At 43.1% G+C, this 22,168-nt stretch carries 18 protein-coding genes; 5 read left to right on the top strand and 13 right to left on the bottom strand.

Annotated features, from left to right (window positions below; all coding sequences use genetic code 11):
- Complete coding sequence (locus ACYVF1_RS16040) at positions 1–1,527, bottom strand: M12 family metallo-peptidase (RefSeq protein WP_461080485.1); 1,527 nt, start codon at positions 1,525–1,527, stop codon at positions 1–3.
- Positions 1,528–2,186: 659 nt separating this feature from the next.
- Between ACYVF1_RS16040 and ACYVF1_RS16045 the strand changes: the two genes are divergently transcribed.
- Genes ACYVF1_RS16045 through ACYVF1_RS16055 form a run of 3 tightly spaced genes read left to right on the top strand, consistent with a single transcriptional unit; the run spans position 2,187 to position 5,884 of the window.
- Positions 2,187–2,996, top strand: coding sequence for a hypothetical protein (locus ACYVF1_RS16045; protein ID WP_461080487.1), 810 nt, complete (start codon positions 2,187–2,189; stop codon positions 2,994–2,996).
- Positions 2,997–3,013: 17 nt separating this feature from the next.
- Positions 3,014–4,600 carry a PKD domain-containing protein gene (locus ACYVF1_RS16050; protein ID WP_461080489.1) on the top strand — a complete coding sequence of 529 codons (1,587 nt, stop codon included), beginning with the start codon at positions 3,014–3,016 and terminating at the stop codon, positions 4,598–4,600.
- A 39-nt stretch (positions 4,601–4,639) separates the two neighbouring features.
- Positions 4,640–5,884 carry a caspase family protein gene (locus tag ACYVF1_RS16055; protein ID WP_461080491.1) on the top strand — a complete coding sequence of 415 codons (1,245 nt, stop codon included), beginning with the start codon at positions 4,640–4,642 and terminating at the stop codon, positions 5,882–5,884.
- 1,737 nt (positions 5,885–7,621) lie between these two features.
- Here ACYVF1_RS16055 and ACYVF1_RS16060 read toward each other — a convergent pair.
- The 7 genes from ACYVF1_RS16060 to ACYVF1_RS16090 all read right to left on the bottom strand — a co-directional run bounded on the left by ACYVF1_RS16060 (position 7,622) and on the right by ACYVF1_RS16090 (position 13,495).
- The gene (locus tag ACYVF1_RS16060; RefSeq protein WP_461080493.1) at positions 7,622–7,882 is read right to left on the bottom strand and encodes a hypothetical protein; all 261 of its coding nucleotides are present in this window, start codon (positions 7,880–7,882) and stop codon (positions 7,622–7,624) included.
- Between the two features lie 345 nt (positions 7,883–8,227).
- Positions 8,228–9,346, bottom strand: a complete 1,119-nt coding sequence (locus ACYVF1_RS16065; protein ID WP_461080495.1) for an AAA family ATPase — start codon at positions 9,344–9,346, stop codon at positions 8,228–8,230.
- Positions 9,336–9,641, bottom strand: a complete 306-nt coding sequence (locus tag ACYVF1_RS16070; protein ID WP_461080497.1) for a helix-turn-helix domain-containing protein — start codon at positions 9,639–9,641, stop codon at positions 9,336–9,338. Before ACYVF1_RS16070 ends, ACYVF1_RS16065 begins: the two co-directional genes overlap by 11 nt.
- 244 nt (positions 9,642–9,885) lie before the next feature.
- Positions 9,886–10,869: a hypothetical protein gene (locus ACYVF1_RS16075; protein WP_461080499.1), complete on the bottom strand. Its 984-nt coding sequence runs from the start codon at positions 10,867–10,869 to the stop codon at positions 9,886–9,888.
- Between the two features lie 6 nt (positions 10,870–10,875).
- Complete coding sequence (locus ACYVF1_RS16080) at positions 10,876–12,087, bottom strand: tyrosine-type recombinase/integrase (RefSeq protein ID WP_461080501.1); 1,212 nt, start codon at positions 12,085–12,087, stop codon at positions 10,876–10,878.
- Positions 12,088–12,367: 280 nt separating this feature from the next.
- Entirely contained in the window at positions 12,368–13,033 is a 666-nt protein-coding gene (locus tag ACYVF1_RS16085) for a hypothetical protein (protein ID WP_461080503.1), read from the bottom strand.
- 177 nt (positions 13,034–13,210) lie between these two features.
- A complete protein-coding gene (locus ACYVF1_RS16090; RefSeq protein WP_461080505.1) occupies positions 13,211–13,495 on the bottom strand; it encodes a hypothetical protein in 285 nt (94 codons plus the stop codon).
- A gap of 684 nt (positions 13,496–14,179) precedes the next feature.
- On the opposite strand from ACYVF1_RS16090, the gene ACYVF1_RS16095 reads away from it, so the two are divergent.
- Complete coding sequence (locus tag ACYVF1_RS16095; protein WP_461080507.1) at positions 14,180–15,598, top strand: hypothetical protein; 1,419 nt, start codon at positions 14,180–14,182, stop codon at positions 15,596–15,598.
- Between the two features lie 38 nt (positions 15,599–15,636).
- Here the strand turns inward: ACYVF1_RS16095 and ACYVF1_RS16100 are convergent, their stop codons facing one another.
- Together ACYVF1_RS16100 and ACYVF1_RS16105 are read right to left on the bottom strand one after the other, a co-directional pair.
- On the bottom strand, positions 15,637–15,867 hold the full coding sequence (locus tag ACYVF1_RS16100; RefSeq protein WP_461080509.1) for a hypothetical protein: 231 nt from the start codon (positions 15,865–15,867) through the stop codon (positions 15,637–15,639).
- A gap of 142 nt (positions 15,868–16,009) precedes the next feature.
- Entirely contained in the window at positions 16,010–16,636 is a 627-nt protein-coding gene (locus ACYVF1_RS16105) for a hypothetical protein (protein WP_461080511.1), read from the bottom strand.
- 400 nt (positions 16,637–17,036) lie between these two features.
- On the opposite strand from ACYVF1_RS16105, the gene ACYVF1_RS16110 reads away from it, so the two are divergent.
- A complete protein-coding gene (locus ACYVF1_RS16110; protein ID WP_461080513.1) occupies positions 17,037–18,521 on the top strand; it encodes a hypothetical protein in 1,485 nt (494 codons plus the stop codon).
- Positions 18,522–18,671: 150 nt separating this feature from the next.
- On the opposite strand, the gene ACYVF1_RS16115 is transcribed toward ACYVF1_RS16110, so the two are convergent.
- From ACYVF1_RS16115 to ACYVF1_RS16125, 3 genes are all read right to left on the bottom strand, one after another.
- Complete coding sequence (locus tag ACYVF1_RS16115) at positions 18,672–20,399, bottom strand: TMF family protein (protein WP_461080515.1); 1,728 nt, start codon at positions 20,397–20,399, stop codon at positions 18,672–18,674.
- A 229-nt stretch (positions 20,400–20,628) separates the two neighbouring features.
- Positions 20,629–20,859, bottom strand: coding sequence for a hypothetical protein (locus ACYVF1_RS16120; RefSeq protein WP_461080517.1), 231 nt, complete (start codon positions 20,857–20,859; stop codon positions 20,629–20,631).
- A gap of 553 nt (positions 20,860–21,412) precedes the next feature.
- Entirely contained in the window at positions 21,413–21,973 is a 561-nt protein-coding gene (locus ACYVF1_RS16125; RefSeq protein WP_461080519.1) for a GAF domain-containing protein, read from the bottom strand.
- Positions 21,974–22,168 lie beyond the last annotated feature (195 nt).

The following is a 22,168-nucleotide window of genomic DNA, read 5'->3' on the forward strand; positions in this document are numbered from 1 at the left end:
TTAGTTATTGATATTAAGGTTGGAATTGGCCGTAGATAAGTTAAGAATACCGTTAATGTTGACCCCTTTTATGCTTTCGCTCGCGTTTAAGTGTATGGCATGTCCACTTCCTACAGTAACGTTTCGCATGACATTCGGTGTTAGCCCACAGGCCCAGGTTGAAGTTGTAGACCAGTTGCCAGAGGTGATGGACTCTACGATTCCGTCAGAGGTGGTAATAGGCAAACTGGCATTATCGACCAAGTTTCGAATGGCATTATGCGGTAATGTCCCAAACCCCTTGGTTAAATCAATATTGTCACAATAACTCATAATTGTTCCACCGTCTACTGGATAGGGACCGGGGTTACATGACCCTTCCACTCCAGCACAGTTGTCAATTGCTCCCCCCGGCCAACCGCACCAGTGGGTGTGATGTGAGCCGAAATTATGGCCTAGCTCATGAGCCACTGTCTGGACTTCATAGCTATAGACAGGATAGGGCCGAGCGACGTACGGGTAGATATTAACGGATACGCCGTAAGCATACGATCTGGAAGCAAGCCCCTCTACGTAGGCAACCCCGCCTGCGTCAGTGAAAAAGCGGCTCGATAATAAGTGGGCAACCTGTCCAGGAAAATTATTACCTGTGCTGTTCCAGCGGTTTCGAAACTGATTAAGTAAATTTTCCGCACTACTAGCGCTAACGTAAGGATCGGCCGTATTCCAAAGATACAACTGGTTCAACTGGGTATAAATACCCTCATTCCTGAATACGGTGCTAACCTGTTCAAAAAGAAACAAAATATCGGTAGTCAATTGATTCACATCTCCACTATAAAGTTGATACGTAGCGTAATCCGCTTCCAGATAGATGCCTATGTACTTTACACAGGTCGTGGAATTAGTGATTGGCCCGGTGAGATTTTTACCAGACGTTGGTGAAACAGCTGGCTCATCGCCAGTACCACAGTTCAGTTTGCGCTTCTGGGTTGTGACTGCATTTTCATTATAAATTGCATACTCTGTGCCAAGTGCGGATTGACGATTCCGCTTCGTTAATACCCAGCTACCGGTCGTATCAACAATTGTCCCAACAATACTGCCCTCTGTGATGGCCATGTGGACGAGCGAATTAGGACTGTTTTTAACTATTCCGTGGTAAAACTGAAGTTTGTTAACTACTTGGATAAGTGTGGAATCATTTACCGATGTGGCGATTTTAAAGTCAGGCGCTAAAAAAGAATATGGCACCAACTCGACTTCGACAAAGCCTTCAGCCGTTGGTATAGCTATTTCTAAAACCTTGGGCTTTGCTTGGAAAAGTCGTTTTAGTTCAGCTTGATTGAGCACCAGGTACTGGATACGTTTAGTCATATCCAGTGCTTTAGGGATGGCTGAAGTTGATCCGTCGGCGGTGAACAGCTTGATGTAAGTGTCTGCTTTACCAGAAGCTTTGGCCGTATTGATTATTTTGGCAAGGGGTTTGTTCTGGGCCCATCCAATAGCAGATAACAATAGGAAAAGAGAAGTAAACAGTATTCTCATAAGCGACAATTAGTTTTTACAAGTAGATATTCTTACTTAAAAGCAAGTAAGAAGTGCGTTAAGTATAGAGCCAAGAAATTAGGTAATCCTACAAATTTAAAGAGCAGATATATTATTTGACAATAACCACATAGGGGTATTTTTTCATTTTTTGATGAGGATATTATTCCCAAGCTTTCTCATGTAGCTGCTCGACTTCCAAAAGAGCGATACGTTTACCGCTTAACCAAGCCGTTTGAATTATGTATCTTCTAAATTGAGCAGCTTTTCTACAAGGGTGGCGTCATTTACTTTACGATCGGCGGGAGAATTGCCGCATTGGTTCTATCTGGCAAACAGGCAGTAAATTCATTGAGATGGTTCATGACATGGGCATCACTCAATTAGTTTGCTGGAGTTAAATGATTATTTACAGAACCAGCAAAAACACTAGAAGGCTTGGGTACCAACAAATCCCGGCATAGTTGAATTTATGGGAGAATTCAATACAAGCTGCCCGGGGGCAGACTATCAGACCCTACAGAAGAATTAGTGTTAAACCAATGAACAAAAATACTTATATTTCGGACTAATATCACCTGTGCAATAGACTGTCATACAGCACAGTCCTTACAGGATTTGAATACCATTACAATCCACATCATCCGTATAAGTACTCTATGAATAAAGGTGTACAATATCTTTTAGCTTCCGTATTTACTTTCTGGTTAAGTTTTACCGCTCAAGCGCAGGACATAATTATTCGCAAAGACGGCAGTAGCATCAAGGCTAAAGTTCTGGGGACCGACAAAACCTACATTCGCTACAAACGCTTTGACAACCCCGCTGGCCCTGATTACTTTCTGTATCAGACCGACGTACAGACTATTGAGTACGAAAAGAAGGCCGAGCCAGTACTTCCCAGCGTTATCCCCGAAACCCAGAAACAGATAGCCTCCCCAGCGACTCCCCCTGTCACTAAGCCCGAGGTACCGCCACCTGCATCGATAGCTGTACAATCAGCTACCAAACCGAGTAGCCCCGTTGCCACCGAGCTATTGGCCCTAGAAAAGAAAGCCGCTCAGTATAAAACGAAAAGCACTCTTGGTACGGTGCTCGGGGCGGGAGCCATTGTAGGCGGTATTGTTACAATTGCATTAGTGAAGAGTGCACATAACGACTACATCAGTCAGTTAGGCAATACCAATACCGCTTATACCGATTGGTACAGATCAAATTACGGCAAAGAACCGAATGGTGGTGATCTAGCCCAACCTAAAGGCTTACTGGAGTTTGGCTCACCAGGCATCTACGTAGCAGCGGCTGCTGGGGTGACAGGGGCCATTCTGGTTGTTCTGGGTCGTATCAATGCGGGTAAATACAAACAAGCGAAACGCGAACTGGAGCAACGACGCAAACAGGTTTCCATGACTCCGTTTGTATATAGCACAGCTCAATTCGCGGGTATTCAAGTAAAAATGACGTTTTAATTAGACTATCCACCGTAATGAATCGACTTCTATCCTTTTTCTTATTAATATTTCTCTTGGCCGACTGCCACATGGAAGTACCGTTGTCTCCTACGGCTGCTTTTTCTATTGCTGGGGGTAACTGTAACGCACCTTGCGAGGTGACATTCACTAGTTCCGCTCAGAATGGTACCAGTTACCTATGGGATTTTGGCGATGGACAGACGGCCTCAGGAGCAACCATCAAACATACCTTTACGACAGCGAAAACATATTCAGTCAAATTGATTGTAAAAGGAGATGGAGGCAGCAGTGGTACTACGGAAAGTGTAATCATTCAACAGCCCGCAATTCCCTCGACTGTCTGGGACAAAACCTTCGGCGGTACGAACGAAGATCGTCTCTATTGTATGTTCCCAACCCCAGATGGCGGTTTTCTAATGGGAGGCACTTCTGCTTCAACTGATGGCAACAAAACTACGCCTAATTACGGGGCAAATGACTATTGGTTAGTAAAAGTAAAAGCCAATGGCGAAATCGAATGGCAAAAAACGTATGGAGGTAACAAAAACGACCAATTGTTAACGATAATAGCAACCCCAGATGGTGGTTATCTACTGGGGGGCTACTCCTCATCTGTTGCGGGAACAGGTAATAAGGTTGCGGCTAACTATGGAGAAAGCGATTACTGGATGGTGAAAATTAATGGCTCCGGAAACTACGTCTGGGACAAATCCTTTGGGGGAAGTGGAGCCGATAATCTGACATCTGTAGCAGTGACCTCAGATGGCGGTTTTCTGCTGGCAGGCTATTCTGTCTCGAGTGAGTCAGGTAATAAATCGGCCAGTAGTTATGGGAACACTGACTATTGGATTGTAAAAGTTAATGGAAGTGGGGATAAAGCTTGGGATAAAGCCTTTGGCGGCAGTGGTGCTGACTTTGTGACGTCGATGGTGGGGACTTCAGATGGCGGTTTTCTAGTAGGTGGTCACTCTACGTCAAATGCTGGCACAGGCAATAAAACCGCAATTAATTATGGCAATACCGATTATTGGGCGCTGAAAATCAACAGCAGTGGCGATAAAATTTGGGACAAATCCTTTGGGGGAGAAAGTTATGATGAAATGGCAGCGGTGCTGGCCACTTCGGATGGTGGGGTTCTGTTGGGTGGCTATTCTATGTCAGCCACTGGTTCGGGTAATAAAGGCGATGCCAACTATGGGGGCTATGATTGTTGGGTGGTGAAAATCAACAGCGGTGGGGATAAACTATGGGATAAAACATTTGGGGGGCGTGGTCCGGACTACCTAACTTCCCTAGTCGCGACTTTGGATGGTGGTTTTATCCTAGGCTGCAACTCTTCATCGGCAGCTGGGACAGGACTTAAGACGGCTCCGTTTTACGGTGTCTCTGATTACTGGGCGGTAAAAATTAATAGCGCTGGGGGATACCTCTGGGATGAGACCTTTGGGGGGACTGACGGTGACAATATGTTTTCTATCGTGGCCACTTCGGATGGTGGTTTCCTACTGGGGGGCGAGTCTTTATCACCAGATGGTTCGGGTAATAAGACTGCCGCTTACCTAGGTGGAACATCTGACTCCTGGATAGTGAAAATTAAATGATATTCTCGAATCCTGGCATCATATAATTTTATGGCGCACATGAAAATACTTTTATCTACAACTTTATTGGCAAGTCTACTAAGCGTTTCCTGCGCTCACGCAACGTCTGTACCCGCCGACACCATCTACCTCCGCACCCGCGAGAAACAGGCTGTGCAAATCAAAGAAGTCTACCCCAACCAAATACGTTATCAACGGGTTGGTGGGAAGGCTGCAACGTTACAGACCTTGTCCCTGAAGGACGTAGCGTACATTGTGTACACCAATGGCACCAAAGACGTATTCAATGAGTTTGTAGCCCTCAAGCCGCAGATAAGTTGGGTAACGCCCTCTGAGCACCGCAATGACGAAAACCTACTGCTGAAAGCCTGCGTCCTGAACAAAGCCACGCAAATTAAGCTGGAACTCAATGGCAACGTAGTGACTGCCGAGAGCCGGGGATTTGCTCCTGTTGAGTCGTTTTGTGCGGGTGGTACGTCGTTTGTGCAACAGGTTCGGCTGCGGGAAGGCCAGAATCAGGCGGTGCTCATTGCTAGCAATGAAGCCGGTGAAATCCGCTCGGCTCCACTCTCGCTCTGGTATGAGAAAGGCGAAAAACGTCTGGCGCTGGTGATCGGTAATTCAGCCTATCCATTGGGGAATAAATTAGTGAATCCCGTCAACGATGCCACGGATATGGCAAACTCGCTCAAGAAACTGGGCTTCGACGTAATGACCTTCACCGATCTCAACCGGCAGGGACTGGTTAACGCCATCAACGAGTTTGGGCAAAAGTTACAGACAGCCAAGTATCAGGTGGGAATGTTCTATTATGCAGGCCACGGTGTGCAGTTTGAAGGCAACAACTACCTGGTACCCGTCGATGCCAAGCCTGGTAGTGCAGGTGATATTGATTTTGTCTGCGAACGAGTTGATCGGGTGCTTCGCAAGATGGATGAAGCACAAGTAGCCACCAACATTGTCGTACTGGATGCCTGTCGTAACAACCCCTTCGACCGTAGTTTCAGCCGGGGTGGTGATGATAAGGGCCTCTCTAACATGAAAGCTCCTACGGGTACGTTTATTGCCTTTGCTACTGCCCCCGGCAAAACATCGGCGGATGGTAGTGGCCGCAATGGCATCTTTACCGAATCCTTACTACGCAGAATGATTGAGCCTAATGTTACCATTGAGTCAGTCTTCAAGCGCGTCCGTAATGACGTAATGACCAAGACCAACAGCCAGCAGACTCCCTGGGATCAAAGCTCATTGACAGGCGAGGATTTTTTCTTTCTCAAGAAATAGAGCAAGTATTACCCGTTGTTTTTCTTCTGCCAGAAAGATGCAGATAGTGAGACCGGAGATTTTATTACGTATATTCTGCTATTCACGTTGCAGTCACTATAGCTCGTTTGTTAATTCCTGAACCAGATAAACACTACTACTTAATCTGGTGTCCGCTGTCCACCGTCCACCACTCCTTAGTGTATGTGGACGGACGGACAGTATTTAATGCCTGTTTTGGTACCGAAACAATAGCTGCTACCAATAATATAAGGAGTTAGAAGTGCTGTACGTGTCCCGTCACCAAATGAATAGCCTCAGTTCATGATCCAGTACTCATTAGGAATAAATACTGAGCTAAAGCTTATCGGTCTTTCACCGTAACGGCAGAAACTCATACTATTTATTTGAAGTAAAGCCAGTACGAGTTTAGCTGGTTATTCCGTGACGGATGAAGCTATAGGCTACCTCATTACCCTTCACATCAACTGTCCGTCCACTGAGTTTCCTAAGGTGATCTGGACGGACGGACAGCACAAAGTGGTATTACTTCGTCTTGGATAAGTTTATTCAGCTTCTTATTGGTCAGTACTGGTTATGGATTACTCGAGGCTAGTGAGTCTGAGTATGCTATGAATTGTAGTATAGTAAGAGCGTAATAGGTTGTTTGAAGTGATCCAGAACCGATAGTAGTACCTGAGTAGATTAGTGCAAACGTAGCTCGTATAAGCTCTGATTCACTTAACAGAGACGAATCCACTAAGTCCCATAAACCAAACTGATACATGCTGAACTAGGTTCCTGGACAAATATAATCCTAAGATAATAGGTGTAATAGGTGAATCCATAACCCTTGATAGTAGCTGGGAAAATCAATGTAGCGTAGCTCATCCGACTCTATTCCTGCGTCCAAACTATTCAGCTTATAGTAGAATTGCAAAAAAGGTCCACAGCTCGGTTTTAGGTGTCATAGCTGGTTCCTGAACCGATTATACCCCTAAAGTATCGTTATATCACAGGGTTTTACTTAATTCCTTATGTAACTCAAAACCCTATAAATATCACTAAAAACTAGCTAGGTTAATGTATAATAGCGTGTAGCACGTAACATGATCTAAGGTGTGTACTGCCTTCGTTCTGGAACAACGTGTTCAGAATCAGGTTAGCTAGTCGTGTATCTGGTAAACTACTATGCCCAGAGCCCTATACATTCACGTGTTATCGTTTCTACTTAGCTATCCACGTAACCCGAAGTCTTACCAATAGAGAGTATATATGGTTTTGAAGCCCAGTAAATACTCTTTTAACTTAGCGCAGGAGTAATCGACACAACCTATGAGTTAGGCACGTAATGGTGCTACAGATGGTTCTGGATTTTACTGGGTTTAGCTCAATTTCATGTTTCATAGTCAGCGGTTTTCTAGGCGATCTGCTAATTTTCGTATCAAGTACGCATGAAAGCAACTGTTGAGTTCTTTGAGGAATTGGTGAGCCTATGTACTCTCATAACGGAGGCCACTATACGCTATCCTAGGCGATAAAGGATATAAACGCACTGACACCTCATACCCATAACTGTAGGCCCAAGTTTTACGAAGCGAATCGTTACCCAACCAAGTCAAGAGCCTTAAGTAAGAACAGGATGATGCAGATTGGGTTCTGGATCAAAAGTTAATCAAGTTGAACTACCTTGTTCCTTTTCTGGTGATTAGTAGCCAGAATTATTCAGCATTGGGCATCAACGAAGCCTCAATATACTTATCGCTTGATATATTCTAGCCCGCTAAATAGTGGATGAGATGGGAGTTCGCCCTCAGGTGTTCGATGATAGCCACATCGAGTGCAATACCCCGCTCCTGCGCCAACGGTAAACCCTGTATGACCATTGATATAGAGTACCAGCGACTTTTTGTCACATCTAGGGCACACCCCCTTTGTCTTACTCCGTGAGGACAAATAATACGGTATTTTTGGCTTCCCTTCCATTGTTTTATGGGTTTGATCCTCGCTCTTTCTCATCACTCATTTTGGGCAAGAGTACAAAGCAAGGTTGAGTCGTGAATTGTTATTGATTTGCTAAAGCTGGTTGCTACTTTATAGAGCAAGCCCAGGTACGTCACTGCTGTTGATCGCCAAATAGCATCAGAACAATACTTGATTTTAGGCCAAAACTGTCTGTCTGTCCACACGTATAAGGTGGTTGGACAGACAGACAAGGACTTTTACCAATGAGACTTGCTCAATCATGAGGCCATACCAAAGCTGACACTGACCTAAAGAACTGACTGTTATATGCATCAGCCAATCCAATATGATAATAGGCCAAATATTTCGGTTTAGCCTATTATCCACCTTGTTTGAGGGCTAATCATCGGAGGGTCGGACCTTTACCATATCTGGGTCCGCTTCTGCGATTCTTAGCGATTTAGGCGTTAGGGGCGTTTCAACGGCAACGGATTCAGCTAATTCGGCTTGGGAACTCTCTGCTACTAAATCGGCTTCATTCACCCATTTGGCAACCGTCGATCTGCCCCCTGGTAGGCCTTCTTCAACAAGTTTGGCTACAATTTCTCGAATGCTGCTGCCTTGTTGATGTAATTCAAGTGCTAATTCTTTCGCCCGCATCCATTCAGCATTTTCCTTCCCATCCGGCTTTACCAGCTTTTTGAAGTCCACTTGTTTACCCGTGGGGCTGAACGTAAGCGTCTGACTATCGAAGTGAAGCTCAAAACTTCGCTCTTTTTCCACATCACTAGTATAATTGCCTTTGACGATACAAAAATGGCGAATGGCTGAAGCTGTTGGATCTCTTCTAAATTCTACGACCGTTCGCATTTTGCCTTCAATGCCCTGACTACCAATCAGATTATCTTTGGATGGAGGTAAGCTTTCCGTACGCTTTCCAGTATGATGCAGAAATATCACCAGGCAGTCATAGCTTTGGGCAATATTGGAATAAATTTGAAGAAATGACCGCACTCGATTCACCGCATTCATTTCACCATCATAGATGTCTGCTAATGCGTCAATAATCACGCAGTCTACCCGCTTTTTGCTCAGTTGTTTTTCAATTTTCGATTGCAAGTGTGACACATCAAAAATGAACTTAAGCTCACGATACGCACTATCTTCTATTCCCGCTACTTTTTGTTTGCCAAGGAGTGTGCTCATGGCCTTATGATTATCTTCGGTACTAATGTAGAGTACACTGCCATGGCGTACATTGAGCTCAAAACCAATAAACTCACTACGTCTAAGTACGATTGCACAGGCGAGTTGCCGAAGTAAAGCACTCTTACCGGTATCCGAACTTCCGGCTAAGGCAACTACACCCGTTTGGGGAAACACCCCTTTGAGTAGCCTAGGTACATCATTAGCTTTTAAACTTAACAATTGCTCGCCCGTATAGATGTAGTCATCAGTGTCGTTAGCTGATGAACTTGGGCTGAGAATTTCCTCTGCTGCTATTTGCTTACTTTCCATGGCTGTGCCGTTTTGCTTTTTTGGCGAAGGCTTGCTTTTGGTTCTCGTTAAGCATTTGCTGAATTGCTTCACGGGTGTAGTACACTATGCTACCAATCTGAGTGAATGGAATCACTCCTTCGTTGCGCCAATTTTGTAATGTGCGCTTGCTCACTCCAAGCAGTATAGCTGCGGTCTTATTCGTATATACAGTCCAGTCCTTATCTCGCATCAGGGCTGTATACATCTGAGCTAGTTGCTCCAGCTTCTCCTCCACAGGTATCAAATCTTCCCGTGTCAAAATATTTGTGATCATTGAATTTATATTGTTTATCCTCAACTGAGTTGTTAAGGCATCACAAATATTACAAGGAACATGAGGGCAGTAACGGAGCTACATTGTAGTGTAGATTAGTCTGTATATTCGAGTGTAGAGTGATGAGTTTAGAAAAGCACATCAAATTCTATAAATCCCCTTCTTTTACGGGATATAATGAAAAAATTAATGAGAAAGAAAAAATAGTGTGTAGATTAAACTGTAGAGTTAATGTATATTTTCGTCAAAGAGGACCTATCACAGAATCGATATGGGCTATTTTTTCAGGATTTACGGAAGTGCGAAATGAATTATAATTTATATTTTCATCTTCTATTTTGAAACAAGCAGTTCCTATCTTCCATTTATTCCAATCTTTAATTATCCCGGCTGATGACAGTAAATGGATTAATGCGTGCAGTTCTTCTAACTCTCCATACCAAGAGACAATGGATTTTTTCTTTATCAGGCCAAATATACTTTTGAACTCATAAAGATTACATTTGATATACGAGGAAGCTCCGTTGCCTCCTTTTAGTTTATAAAATATATCCTCAAGTTGTACAATTTTGAGATGCACTTCTTTAGTAGAAGCTGTTTTGAGTTTATATGTTAGTAGGCTACTGTCAACTGGTTTCTTTCGGACTCTTGTCTTTTTAGATGGTTCGGGCTGAGTATTCTTCAATAAGTATATATCCGCATTTAACTTTTCTTCAGCTCCATTTTGCTGTTTATCGTAAAAAGCATTATAAAAATGATGGTATTCCTCTGTGGTGAAATCTGCTTTATGCAATCTCAAAAAATCGACTCCAACCTCTACTAATGCTGATTTCATATAAGCAACGTATTCGGCCGTAAAACGGCTATCCTTGCATGCGATTACTAAAGCATAAATTTCACGTACTTTTGAATTTAAGTAATCTTTATTCGAGCTTATTGAATTTTCAACTGAATTAAATATGGTTTGAGTTCTTAACTCTCTTTTATATTGATCAACCAGTTCACGAAAATAAACTCTAAACCTATCGCCTTTAACTTCCTCTCTCATAAGGGCGTGAAATGCATCATTGGCTTTATAAAAAATAGTGGTTTGCTCATCCTTTTCTAAACCTATATTATATTGGGGAGGGTTTAAGTAAAGATAAAATTGATAATATCCAGTGATGGCATGAGCATCTAAGAGAATTATGTGTTTGAAGAAATCAATAGGATCAGGTTCATTTTTCATATATTATTAATTAAAAACCTGCATGGCTTTATCTAATTCCTCATCCACAATTTTCGCGTACACCTGAGTCGTTTTCAGCGAAGCATGCCCCATTAACTTTGAAACATATTCCATCCGTATTCCCTTACGAAGCGCACGAGTGGCAAAGGTGTGCCTGGACGTGTGAAAACTAATTTCTTTATTGATATCAGCCATTGTTGCTAACTTCTTTAAATTCTTATTTGCATAAGCGGTATTAGAAGATATAGCATTAAATAAAATGCGTTTATCTGTATAATCTACTAATTTATCGAGAAATGGGAAGATAAAGGCATCAGGCTCTGTGCCTGTTATTGGCTTGTAGAATTCCAAAATTTCAAGTGCACGATTAGGCAAGTTAATGGAGATCTGATCCTTGGTTTTATGAATAGTGATGACAATGTGAGTCCCTGTAAAATTCCTCCATCGCAGTTGGAGCAAATCAGATATGCGCAAACCACCCGCGTAACAAGCAAACACATACATCCAGCGATGGTGATTCATGACATAGCTTTCATTAATAACTAGGTCTTCGATTCGCTTGAGTTCATCTTCAGTGATATAATCCCTGGATGTCTTTTCGAGTTTGAGCCGGTACCGCAGGAATGGATTTTGATCAGCTGTGATGATTCCCTCTCGGAAGGCAAGATTAAACAGCATTCGGAACAACTTCAAATTAGAATGTACTGTATTTGTTCCATTACCTAACTCAGTCTTCAGATAGCGTTCGTAGGCCTTTAAAAAGTCTACATCAATATCCGTAAATAATACGTCCTTATTCTGTAGATAATGCTTCAACTTTGAAAGTGTGGTAGATGACCGCTTATAAGAGCCTATATTTTGTGAAAGAACTAATTGCTCAATATATGCTTCAAAGTATGCTATAAAGCTTCTGCTTGACTGTTTAGCTAATGATTTTTTGATACGCTTAGCACTGATTTCAACATTGGCAGCCACCATATCCAGCGCATTCCCTTGGACCACTGCCAATTCATGAGCAAGGAAATTATTGACTCTTGCTGAGTTTGGGTATTTTGATTTAACCCGCTGTTTTGGCCCGTCCCACAGCTCAGGGCTCACAAGTACCCCAAGGGCCTTGTAGCTTGATTTTCGATTTTCTGTAATCCGGAGGTACAAAGGACATTCTCCTTTGTCATTTATCTTCTCATTTTTTAGAACGATGTTATAACTAGTCGCCATATTTTTATGCTTTATCTATGTGGAGCTACCGTTAGCGTCTCAATTATGGTAAAACATAAGTAAAACATTTATTTCATTTTCGTGCTTTTTCCTGCTTTACTTTGCTTAATCCTCTATAATAAATATCTATTGATCAATTATTTACAAAGAAAACAAAAGAATCTTAAAGAAAAGTACGTGATCCCTACGAGTGCACCCAGATTATTAGCCACTTACGCGCATAAATGCAGTAAGTGGCTTTTTGTTTACATACAAGGCGATTTATATTTTCCCAATGCACTTATTCCTGTTTATTGAATAAAGAAGCTGTGGGGATTACTTCAATAGACTGTAATTTACCGTCCTTTATATATTTTTGGCTTAAGTTTAAAGAAGATGGTTCTATAGGCAAAGCTGCATTTGGGTTATGATATAAGACAAGAGTTGATCCGGCTACGCTAGAATGATAAGCTTTTGCAAAGAGCACACCACTAACTCTCGAGTGGGTCTGCCCGTGTTTATTAATGAAGAATCCTACTGAATTGCTAGCCGATAAATAAACCCTATTGGTTGCATCAAACATAATACTATCGCTTCCAAATAAAGAGATAGTAAAATCCTCTTCGTACGTAGCCCAAGGACTCAGAGCGTTTATGGCCAGTATAAATGGCTTGTCTGGTAATCCATACCGCTTTGCCTTATCATTTAAAGCTTTTGTAAGTGCTTCCGCAGGATTTACCATTTGCGCTTTACCCTCATCGGCATATATTCCAATTAATTGCCCTGGGCACGGAACGGCTTTGGGAAATAATGAAATAACCAATCTCACTTCATTATTTTCAAATGTATGATGTGGCCCTATTGAACGGTTCTGGCGTATTGTAACCAAGTCTGATTCGTAATTAGCCTTTTCCAAAACATCCAAGATAAAAGTATTGATCTGCTTTGTTGAAGGGGAATTAGACATATCCAAGATTTCCAGCTCATGGATTGTAATGACGTAATAGCTAGACTTTAACTCATTAATCTTATCATAGATGCGCTTCTTAAGGTTTCTGATGTTTGTTTCACCAGATGAAATTTCGTGAACAACCCTAGCCTCCAGATAAAACTCAAGTTCTCTTCGCTTAATCAGAAAGTCAGGTCACCTAGTTGAATTAGCCATTTGGGGATGTAATTCAACAGCAAAACCATTTTTAACAAATAAGGTGAATAAGAATAATTCAAAGTAAGCGGCATCAAAGTCTTTCTCCAGGTTTCGTTTGAACTCAGCCTTGGCAACATCGGGATAAACGGTAAACCACGCTTCTAGCCTCGCTCTTACTTCAACAAATTCTGGTAGAGCAGCCCGATTGTAAAAAATGTAGGTTGTTTCTGAGTGACTTGAGTAAGTTAAGTCAGTTCTTTCGAAATCGTCAAAAAGTTTCATTAGGATATGCTACGGATAGAGAGTCGATATAAAGATAACCTACATCCCTAGACACTCTCTGAATAGTTTATCATCGCTCGAACCTAAAAAAGCAGACTGGTTATTATCTGCTTTCCAATGCACCTCAGAGTGTGCAGCAGGTAGTGGAGTCAAGAGTCGATCAGACGACTATTCAGTAAGGTCTTTCTGCACACATTATGGTACTAATAGTACCCCGCTTTTGCTTAAAAGGCGATTCCAATCTCCGTCTAACTCTTCACTCATCAGAAAAGGCCCCTATACACCCCTTTTTAGCTTGACTGATGTTCGCCTAGAAAAGGGTGTGTATAAAATTTACAAAAAGGACGAATCTCAAGCATTTGTAATGATACCTAGGACTTCCTTTTTCTGCGTGATCAAATGTTACTAATATGACTCCGCATTGGGCATAAAAGAGCCTTGAGCGCTATAATGCTACTCTTCTAGACGTCTGGTTTTTGAGGCAAAAAATACAAAGATGTTTATTAGCCTGCATTTCCTACACTTCCTACATGCTGATCGATAGGGTAGCATTGACTATTGTTGAGGAATAAATTTTTTACGAAAAAACGTAACTCTCGCTTACCTTTTTTACACTTCGCAGATACATAGCCTAAGTCGGACTGGAGTCCCTGACAATTTTCACACAAACAAAACGGTACGCTCATGAAAAAGCTTCTTTACCTGCTCCCGCTATTGACCGTGCATTCACTGCTGGCTCAAACCAATTACGTTGCTAACACGGCGAATTCAGCCAGCCCGGCTACCAACAATACGCTTGTTGGTACACAGGCAGGAGCTAATACCACGTCGGGTAGTTATAATGCAGGCACTGGCAACACATTTCTAGGTCATCAGGCGGGCTATGCCAATAAATTGGGCTTTAATAACATATGCATTGGTTTAAAAGCGGGGTATCAGAGTGATTGGGGCGCTCATAACGTCATGATTGGTGATTCGGCTGGATATTATAATAGCGAATCTGGTAACTTATTTGTGGGTTCTAAAGCCGGTTACCGTAATAGTATTGGTATCCGCAATTCTTTTATTGGTACTAATGCAGGATTCAGTAACCAAAGTTATAAAGCGACGGATAATACGTTTGTTGGTTATAATGCGGGATATGCGAATGGGGAGGGTCGGTCTAACACGTTCTTGGGAAGTGGAACTGGAGTTTCCAATACAACGGGTGGCTATAATACGTTTATTGGCAGTGCTGCAGGCAGCGCTAATTTGACAGGTGAATTTAATACCTTTTTGGGAGGCAAATCAGGTACCAGTAATACGACTGGATGGTTTAACACGTTCTTTGGCTTTAATTCAGGTAGTGTTAATACAACGGGAGGGGGCAACACCTTCATCGGATATGAATCTGGTATGCATAATACTACGGGTAACAATAATGTATTTACTGGGTATTATGCAGGCGAGAATAACACAACTGGCAATTATAATATCTTTATGGGCTTTCAGTCGGGCTACTATAACACCACCGGCAGTAACAATACGATGCTAAGTTTTAACAGTGGCCCCACCAGCGGTACGTTGCAGAACGCTGTCGCCATTGGCACCAACGCCCGAGTTGCACTAAGCAATGCCATCGTGCTGGGAGATCCTACTAACACCAGCATTGCGGTAGGTATTGGCACTGATTCCCCCCAATATCCCCTCGATGTACGGGGTACGATCAACCTGCGTAACAACGGTCGCATCAAATTTGCCCACCTCAGCAATCCTTTACGTAACGGAACAACCGACCGCTTTCTAACCGTGAATGGGCAGGGTGAAACCGAGCTAGCCCGTTACCGGATTAGTATCGATAGCGTAAATCAATGGAGTGATAAAGTATTCTCACCTACGTATCAGTTGAAGCCACTGGCTCAGGTAGAGCAGCATATTCAGCAACATGGCCATTTGCCGGATGTACCGTCAGCAGAGCAGGTAGTAAAGGAAGGCATTGATCCGGCTAAAATGGACGCCAAACTACTGGAAAAGATTGAAGAATTGACTTTGTACAGCATTCAACAGCAGAAAAGGATCGACCAGTTAGAGAAACTGGTCAAACAGCTTCTGGAGAAGAAATAATACCAAGCCCCTACCAATTTGGCAGGGGCTCTCTATTGCTAGTTCAAATGGCTCGGATAATCTGTAAACGTATCGTCCTCCCGGTAATCAATTAGCCACATCTGAAAGCGAAGGCCGTTTTGCGATGTGATGGAAAGCCCAAGGCCGTCAAAATGAAAAGCATTCACTTCTGAATTGAGCCAGCCGGTAACACCTTTATAGGAGTAGGCTTGCAAACGGTTAGGAACTGGATCAATGCCTAGCTCAAGCAGTAGGCCGGGTGTAATCATAGCTCAGCATCTACAGTTTGTGACATAAGTTCGTAGTTATTCTGGATTAATGCCTGATTGCAGGGGCTCAATCTGCTCTTTGATAGACTCCTGAGAGCGTTTGTCGGTTAGGGTATTAATTTCACCAATAAGTGTTGCGAAATCAGTATAGCTTAATAATACTTAAATGAGATCCCGCAGTATTAGGGGAGGGCAGAGACGTAGGATAATTATGAGCAATTTTCATCTGTATCACATCGCCAGCGCTAAACTTAATCGTTTCATTTAAGCGTGCTGTTGCATTGGTTGCGGATGAAAGATTGCTCTGAACATTCATCCTGACATTACTCCCATTTTTGTAAATATAGATTGTTAAAAAGAAATTAACTGGATTTGCGTCAGCAGTTGAAGTGGTAAACGAAGCAGAAACAGAATAGACGCCATCAGATGGGACAGTATAGGAATCATTAGCCGCTGAAAAGCCACCGGTTCCATAGGTGAACTCAGCATTACCTAAATCAACGACACTTGGATAGTTGGGATAAGAAGTTACACAGCAATTAGCGGGTGCCGAAAAGCCTTCCTGCTGAACTGTAGCTAAAGGCTTCCAACTTATTCCATCACAGGAATAGAACCTGTTTTCGGGTGTTTTGTAGACGATCCTGCCAGCAGTGCATTCGGGCAGCTCTGAAACAGAGGGAATCTTGATGTAGTTAGAGGTAATCTCCCAATTCTGGCCGTGGCTAATAAAACTGAATAGTAGGAAGACAAGCGTACAGATTAATTTCATATATACAGTGGTCTAAGGATTCGTCTCGAAAGTATAGGAAAGTCGGAGAAACGAATGACTTACTAATGAATCTATAAAAACTTTAACTCGCTCTTTCAAGTCAACCTTCTAAGGGTAAAGATGCACTTCTAAAGTTTGCTTCTTATGCCAATTATTTTTCTAAAATGCTTAATCGACTACCTTACAAAACCTACAAAAGGCCCGTCAGATACAAGTAGAAAGAAATACTTTTTCTCACTACCACTTTTATCACTTTCACCACTGCTGAAACATTATAAATAGATACCAAGAGCGTACATCATCACACTAGCAGCATATTATTATTGCGAGCATATTTGGCAATATTATAAATCGACTTTAAATTAATCGTCCATAAATCTATCTGTTGTTATAGTCAACTATGTTCCTCCGCCGTTCCGTATACCTTTTCTACTTACTCTGCTTATTTACCCTCAAGTTTTCGTTAGCCCAGCCCGTTTGTCAGATTGGCAATTCTTTGTCAGGGGATACAGTCACAGTTCCCTCGGTTGGTTTATTTGGCTACGATGGCTACAAGTTGAACTTATTGGCGACAGGCACCAAAGAAGTGGTTACTGTAAAAAGTTTTTATCCTGCGCCGAGTAATGCCTGCATTGAAACCATAAACGGCAAAGTTTATTTTAATGCGTGCGAGAGCGGAAATGACTGCTATATGTGGGAAAGTGATGGTACTCCCGCCAATACAAAAAAGATTTTTCCGGTAGGTTATATCTATCAGATGAAAGCTGTCTACAATCGACTGTATTATGATGTGTATAGGACACCTGATGCCTATCTATATATGTCGGATGGAACTTCTGCCGGATATCCAATTGCTTCCATTAATACTTTGTTTAATAAGCCCAGGGCTAACGCCGGAGATTTTTTCATGGCTTCAACTGGCGCCTACTATAAAAATGAGTATTATTTTACCTGTACTTCCGCTAATGATGGGGCTATTCTGCGAATTCCTGCTGCCAAGCCGGATACGGTAAAGATAGTTCATAAAGCAGGTGGTCTCATCCAGAATTACGTGGTTTTCAAGGATAGAATATTTTTTCGTCAGGCTTATTACTCAGACGGGCATATTTGGTCTACCGATGGAACTACGGCGGGTACCACTCCTTTGTGGGCACCTTTTAATGGGGGAGCCAATCCCCCCTTTATTCATAAAGACAAGCTTTACTTTTCTGCCTTTCGGTCAGATGAAGAAGGGACACAAATTATAGCCAGTGACGGTACGGTTGAAGGGACCATTTCTGTGGTAAGAAAAGGATTTATCAATATTTTCCGGGGTATATCTGCAGGCAAGTATTTTTATTTCTCCAATGCGACTGTAAATCTGAATTGGGAATTATGGCGTTCCGATGGGACCCAAGACGGCACCCAAGTGGTTAAAGATATTAGGCCAGATGGGAGCGGTTACCAAGATAATTTTAACTTCAGTATCATTGCTCAGGATTCTATTGTCTACTTCACAGGTACGGACACAGGAATAACTCAGGATGTGTGGCGCTCAGATGGTACAGAGCTAGGAACTTATAAAATTGTTGATTTCGGTTCGCCAAATTCATACAACTATCCCAATTTTTATTTTCTATTCGAGAACAACCTGTACTTTATCTCCAATTATTCAACAAAAGTGTTTTACCCGCATGTAGCCAACCAATATACAGTCAGGAGCGGGCCTTGGAATACGGGCTCGACCTGGTCTAGCTGCCGGGTACCTCTACCCAACGAACCGGTTGAAGTGAATCATACAGTTCCCTTACCCAATAGCTATAAGGCTTACAATTTGAAAACGAATATTAATCCAGCGGGCAAAATCTCATTTGGTTCAAATTCGCTAATGAAAATAGGGAATTAGTATCGGTCTGTAACGATGGGCTATTTCCTAGCATTTATTTTCTAAAAACGCTTAATCGACTACCCTACAAAACGACAAAAGGTCAATCGGCTAGAGGTAGAAAAAAAATACTTTTTCCCACCGTCAATTTCATCACTTTCACCACTCCAGCTACTTCTGTTTCAAGAGCTGGTTAACCAACCGTTCTAAATCAGCCTGTTTTTGCTTAACCGCCTGTAGCTCCTGCTGATGTTGTTGCTTAGAAGCTTCTAGCTCTTTCTCTAATTGAATGCTGTACAGCGTCAACTCTTCAATCTTTTCTAGCAGTTTGGCATCGGTCTGGTGCAGGTCATTGCCCTGCTCGACCATCTCACTAGCTGAAGGTACCCCTGGCAGGTGTTTATTGGTTTTGATGTACTTCTCCACCTCTGACAATCCCTTTAACTGATACGAATCATCAAACACTTTATCACTCCACTCACTCGTATTTTTCACCGCCACCTTCACTTTCTCGGTCAGAATACCCTCCTCGACAAACAGCTTATAGCCTGTCGGGGTACGTGTTACATTGGTGCCAATAATGACCGCATTGCCTTTGCTGTTTTGTAGGAAATCGCCTTTTTGCTGCCATAGTGATTCAGACACCTCTTCCCGACTTGAACCGTTCAAACTACCTAAGATCACATCGCCTGCTGAATTGACGGTGAGAAACTTGTATTGATTGGTCACCGAGGCTGGGGAGTTGCTGGTTAGGTTGGTTAGTCTCAAGCCTGACTGATTGGCAAGCCCCTGGGTGATCTCCAAACTGTTATTGGGCGCCGAGTTGCCGATGCCCACTTTGGTCCCAGGGGCTCCCAGAACCACCGCGTTACTAACGGTGACGATGGCGTTGACGCCGATGGCGGTGGCGTTGTTGACGGTGGGTCCATTGGTACCCGCCCCGAAGCCGATGAAGGTGTTATAATTACCGCCCCCATTGCCCGAGTAGTTAGCCGCCCGACCGATGTAGGTGTTGTTCTGGCCGGTAGCGTTACCGTAGCCTGAACCATCGCCAATAAAGGTGTTACCCAGACCGGTAGTGGTGTTCCCACCCGATCCATTGCCAATGAAGAGGTTGTAGGAGCTAGTGCTGTTCTGTCCGGCGAAGGAGCCCAAGAATAGGTTAGCTATGCCCGTGTTATTGTTGGAGCCAGCGTTATAACCGATAAACACATTATTGCTGGCGGTAGTGTTTCTATAGCCTGCCTGGTAGCCTACAAACACATTATTATCGCCAGTGGTGTTACTCAGGCCCGCATACGTGCCCAAAAAGCTGTTAGCTCTGCCGATGGTGTTACTGAGACCCGTATCATATCCCATGAACACATTTTCGGAGCCAGCGGTATTTAAGACGCCCGCAGCAGTGCCCACAAAGCTGTTATAATTGCCGGTGGTGTTGTGAAGGCCCGTTCCAGTACCCACAAAGCTGTTATTCCTACCGGTAGTGTTGTTGAGGCCTGCCTGATAGCCCACAAAGCAATTATTGTATCCAGTGGTGTTGGTTCGACCCGCCACCTTCCCCACAAACACATTGCCGCCACCCGATGTATTGCTCAGGCCAGATTCATAACCCACGAACACATTTTCCTTCCCTGTGGTGGTCTGTTGACCGGCATCCACCCCAAAAAAGCTGTTATCTCCCCCTGTGGTCAGGGAGCGGCCTGCCCCATAGCCTACTAAGGCGTTGCGGATACCGGTCAGGCTGCCACTGGTGCCTGCCGTTGGGCCTACGATGGTGTTAAAGCCCCCATAGACACTCGTGTTGCCGTTGTTGGCTGAGTTAACTACGTAATTGCTCTGAGCGAGTAGAAAGCCAGGAAAGAATAGGAGAAGAACAGCGGAAATGAAGAGCTTAGTCATAAGAGACAGTTTGAAGTGAGGAGATTTATTACCAATTAGCTCAATATCAGGTGTTAATTTAGTACACGGATTGGACTTGAATCAATCTTTTGAGTTAGTGGTAAATCAAAAACGCCAGCCCCAGTAGAGCCAGCTTTTCATATGGTGAAGACGTTGAGAAGCAAAAAGAAAAGGTGCAACAATCGCTACACCCTTTGTCTCATGAACCCACTCTATTGAAAATCTATACTCACCGCTTCGGCTTTGGCAGGCTCATATAATTCTCCAGCCAGATACGATGCTTCTCTTTTTCGCGTAGCTCCCGGCAGCCTTTATCATCCCAATGCATTTCCTGAACGGGTCGACTGTCCAGAGCCTCAATAAATGCCTGCACCAGTTGAACTTTGCTCATTCCGGCATGGATAATTAGAGCTGTGTACATATCAGGAGCGTCGGTGGTTACCTTGAAGAACTCGGACAAGGAGCGGCTGGCTATGGCGGCAATTCCTATCGCGGATAACGTCGAAATTAACGCAACCAATAGGCAAGCCTGCTAACCCAAACTCAGCAAATATTTCCAGACCGCTTGTGCAGTATTGAGTAGCTCGTTGAATTTTGCCTGGTGCTTGTCTGCTACAGCCTTATTTATTTTCAATTCCCGGCTTTTCTGCGCGTATTTCTATTCAATTTTGGCTTTTGCACCCACTACTTCAATCTCATGCTGATTGTCTCCTCCTAATCGTTCAGCTTCTGCCGTTGTACGCGGATACAATGTAGTTGAGCCGTTCAACTCTGAATTTCAGTTCAGGAAGTGTGCAAGAGAACTGAAGTAATTGCTTATTGATGGCGCTCAGTTGAAATATCACATTGATTGATCATTAGCCTGCAGTTCAATCGAACAGGCGTATTAAAACTTGATGTGGCCTCCAAAATTCACTACGTCTTCTGATCCAGAACGCTTGCCGACTCGTTTTCATCAAAGGCCAAAATATGAGACCAAGCATTATTCCTGTATACAACTACTGGGTAGGACTTTATCTGGCGCTTTCCAGTTCCGCATTACGTACCTCCAATACCTTTTTTAGGACTTCAAGTGCTTTGTTTTTTCGGCGAAGTTCCAATAAATGGACAACCTGCCTGCCTAAGATTTTTAACAATGCAAGTTGACGTTGAGTCAGTTCTTTTGGTTCATTGTCGATCACGCAGAGTGAGCCCAGGGGATATCCATCTTCATTGACCAAAGGCACGCCCGCATAAAAGATCACATGGGGTTCTCCTTCCACCAATGGGTTGCCCGTAAAGCGTTCATCTTCCCGGGAATCAGGAACAATCAGAATTTCATACGGATTCAGAATTCCATGAGTACAAAATGCAAATTCACGGGGGGTTTCTCGAATGTCAAGCCCACGGTTCGATTTAAACCATTGTCTTTTGTCGTCAATCAGACTAATGAGTGAAATCGGGGTTTGACAGATTTCAGAGGCCAGCATAGTCAAGTCGTCGTAATCCTGTTCGGGTAAGGAGTCAAGAATATCGTAGCTTCTTAGGGCCACCAGTCGATTAGATTCTTCTGGATAAGAAGGAGGGATTTGCATGTTTGAAAATTGCTAATCAATAAACATACAAAAAGTTTTGATTCACTTACTGTACTGGTGGGTAAATAATACCTAGAGTTAATGTCAAAATATGCCGTTTAGATTGAGGATTATTCAAAGTAATCTCTTCGTTATCCCCTATAATTTTTGAGTCCGTTTCTTTGTAACTAAGCTAACGATTATGAATCGTCTTAC

The sequence above is a fragment of the Spirosoma flavus genome, assembly GCF_054778555.1.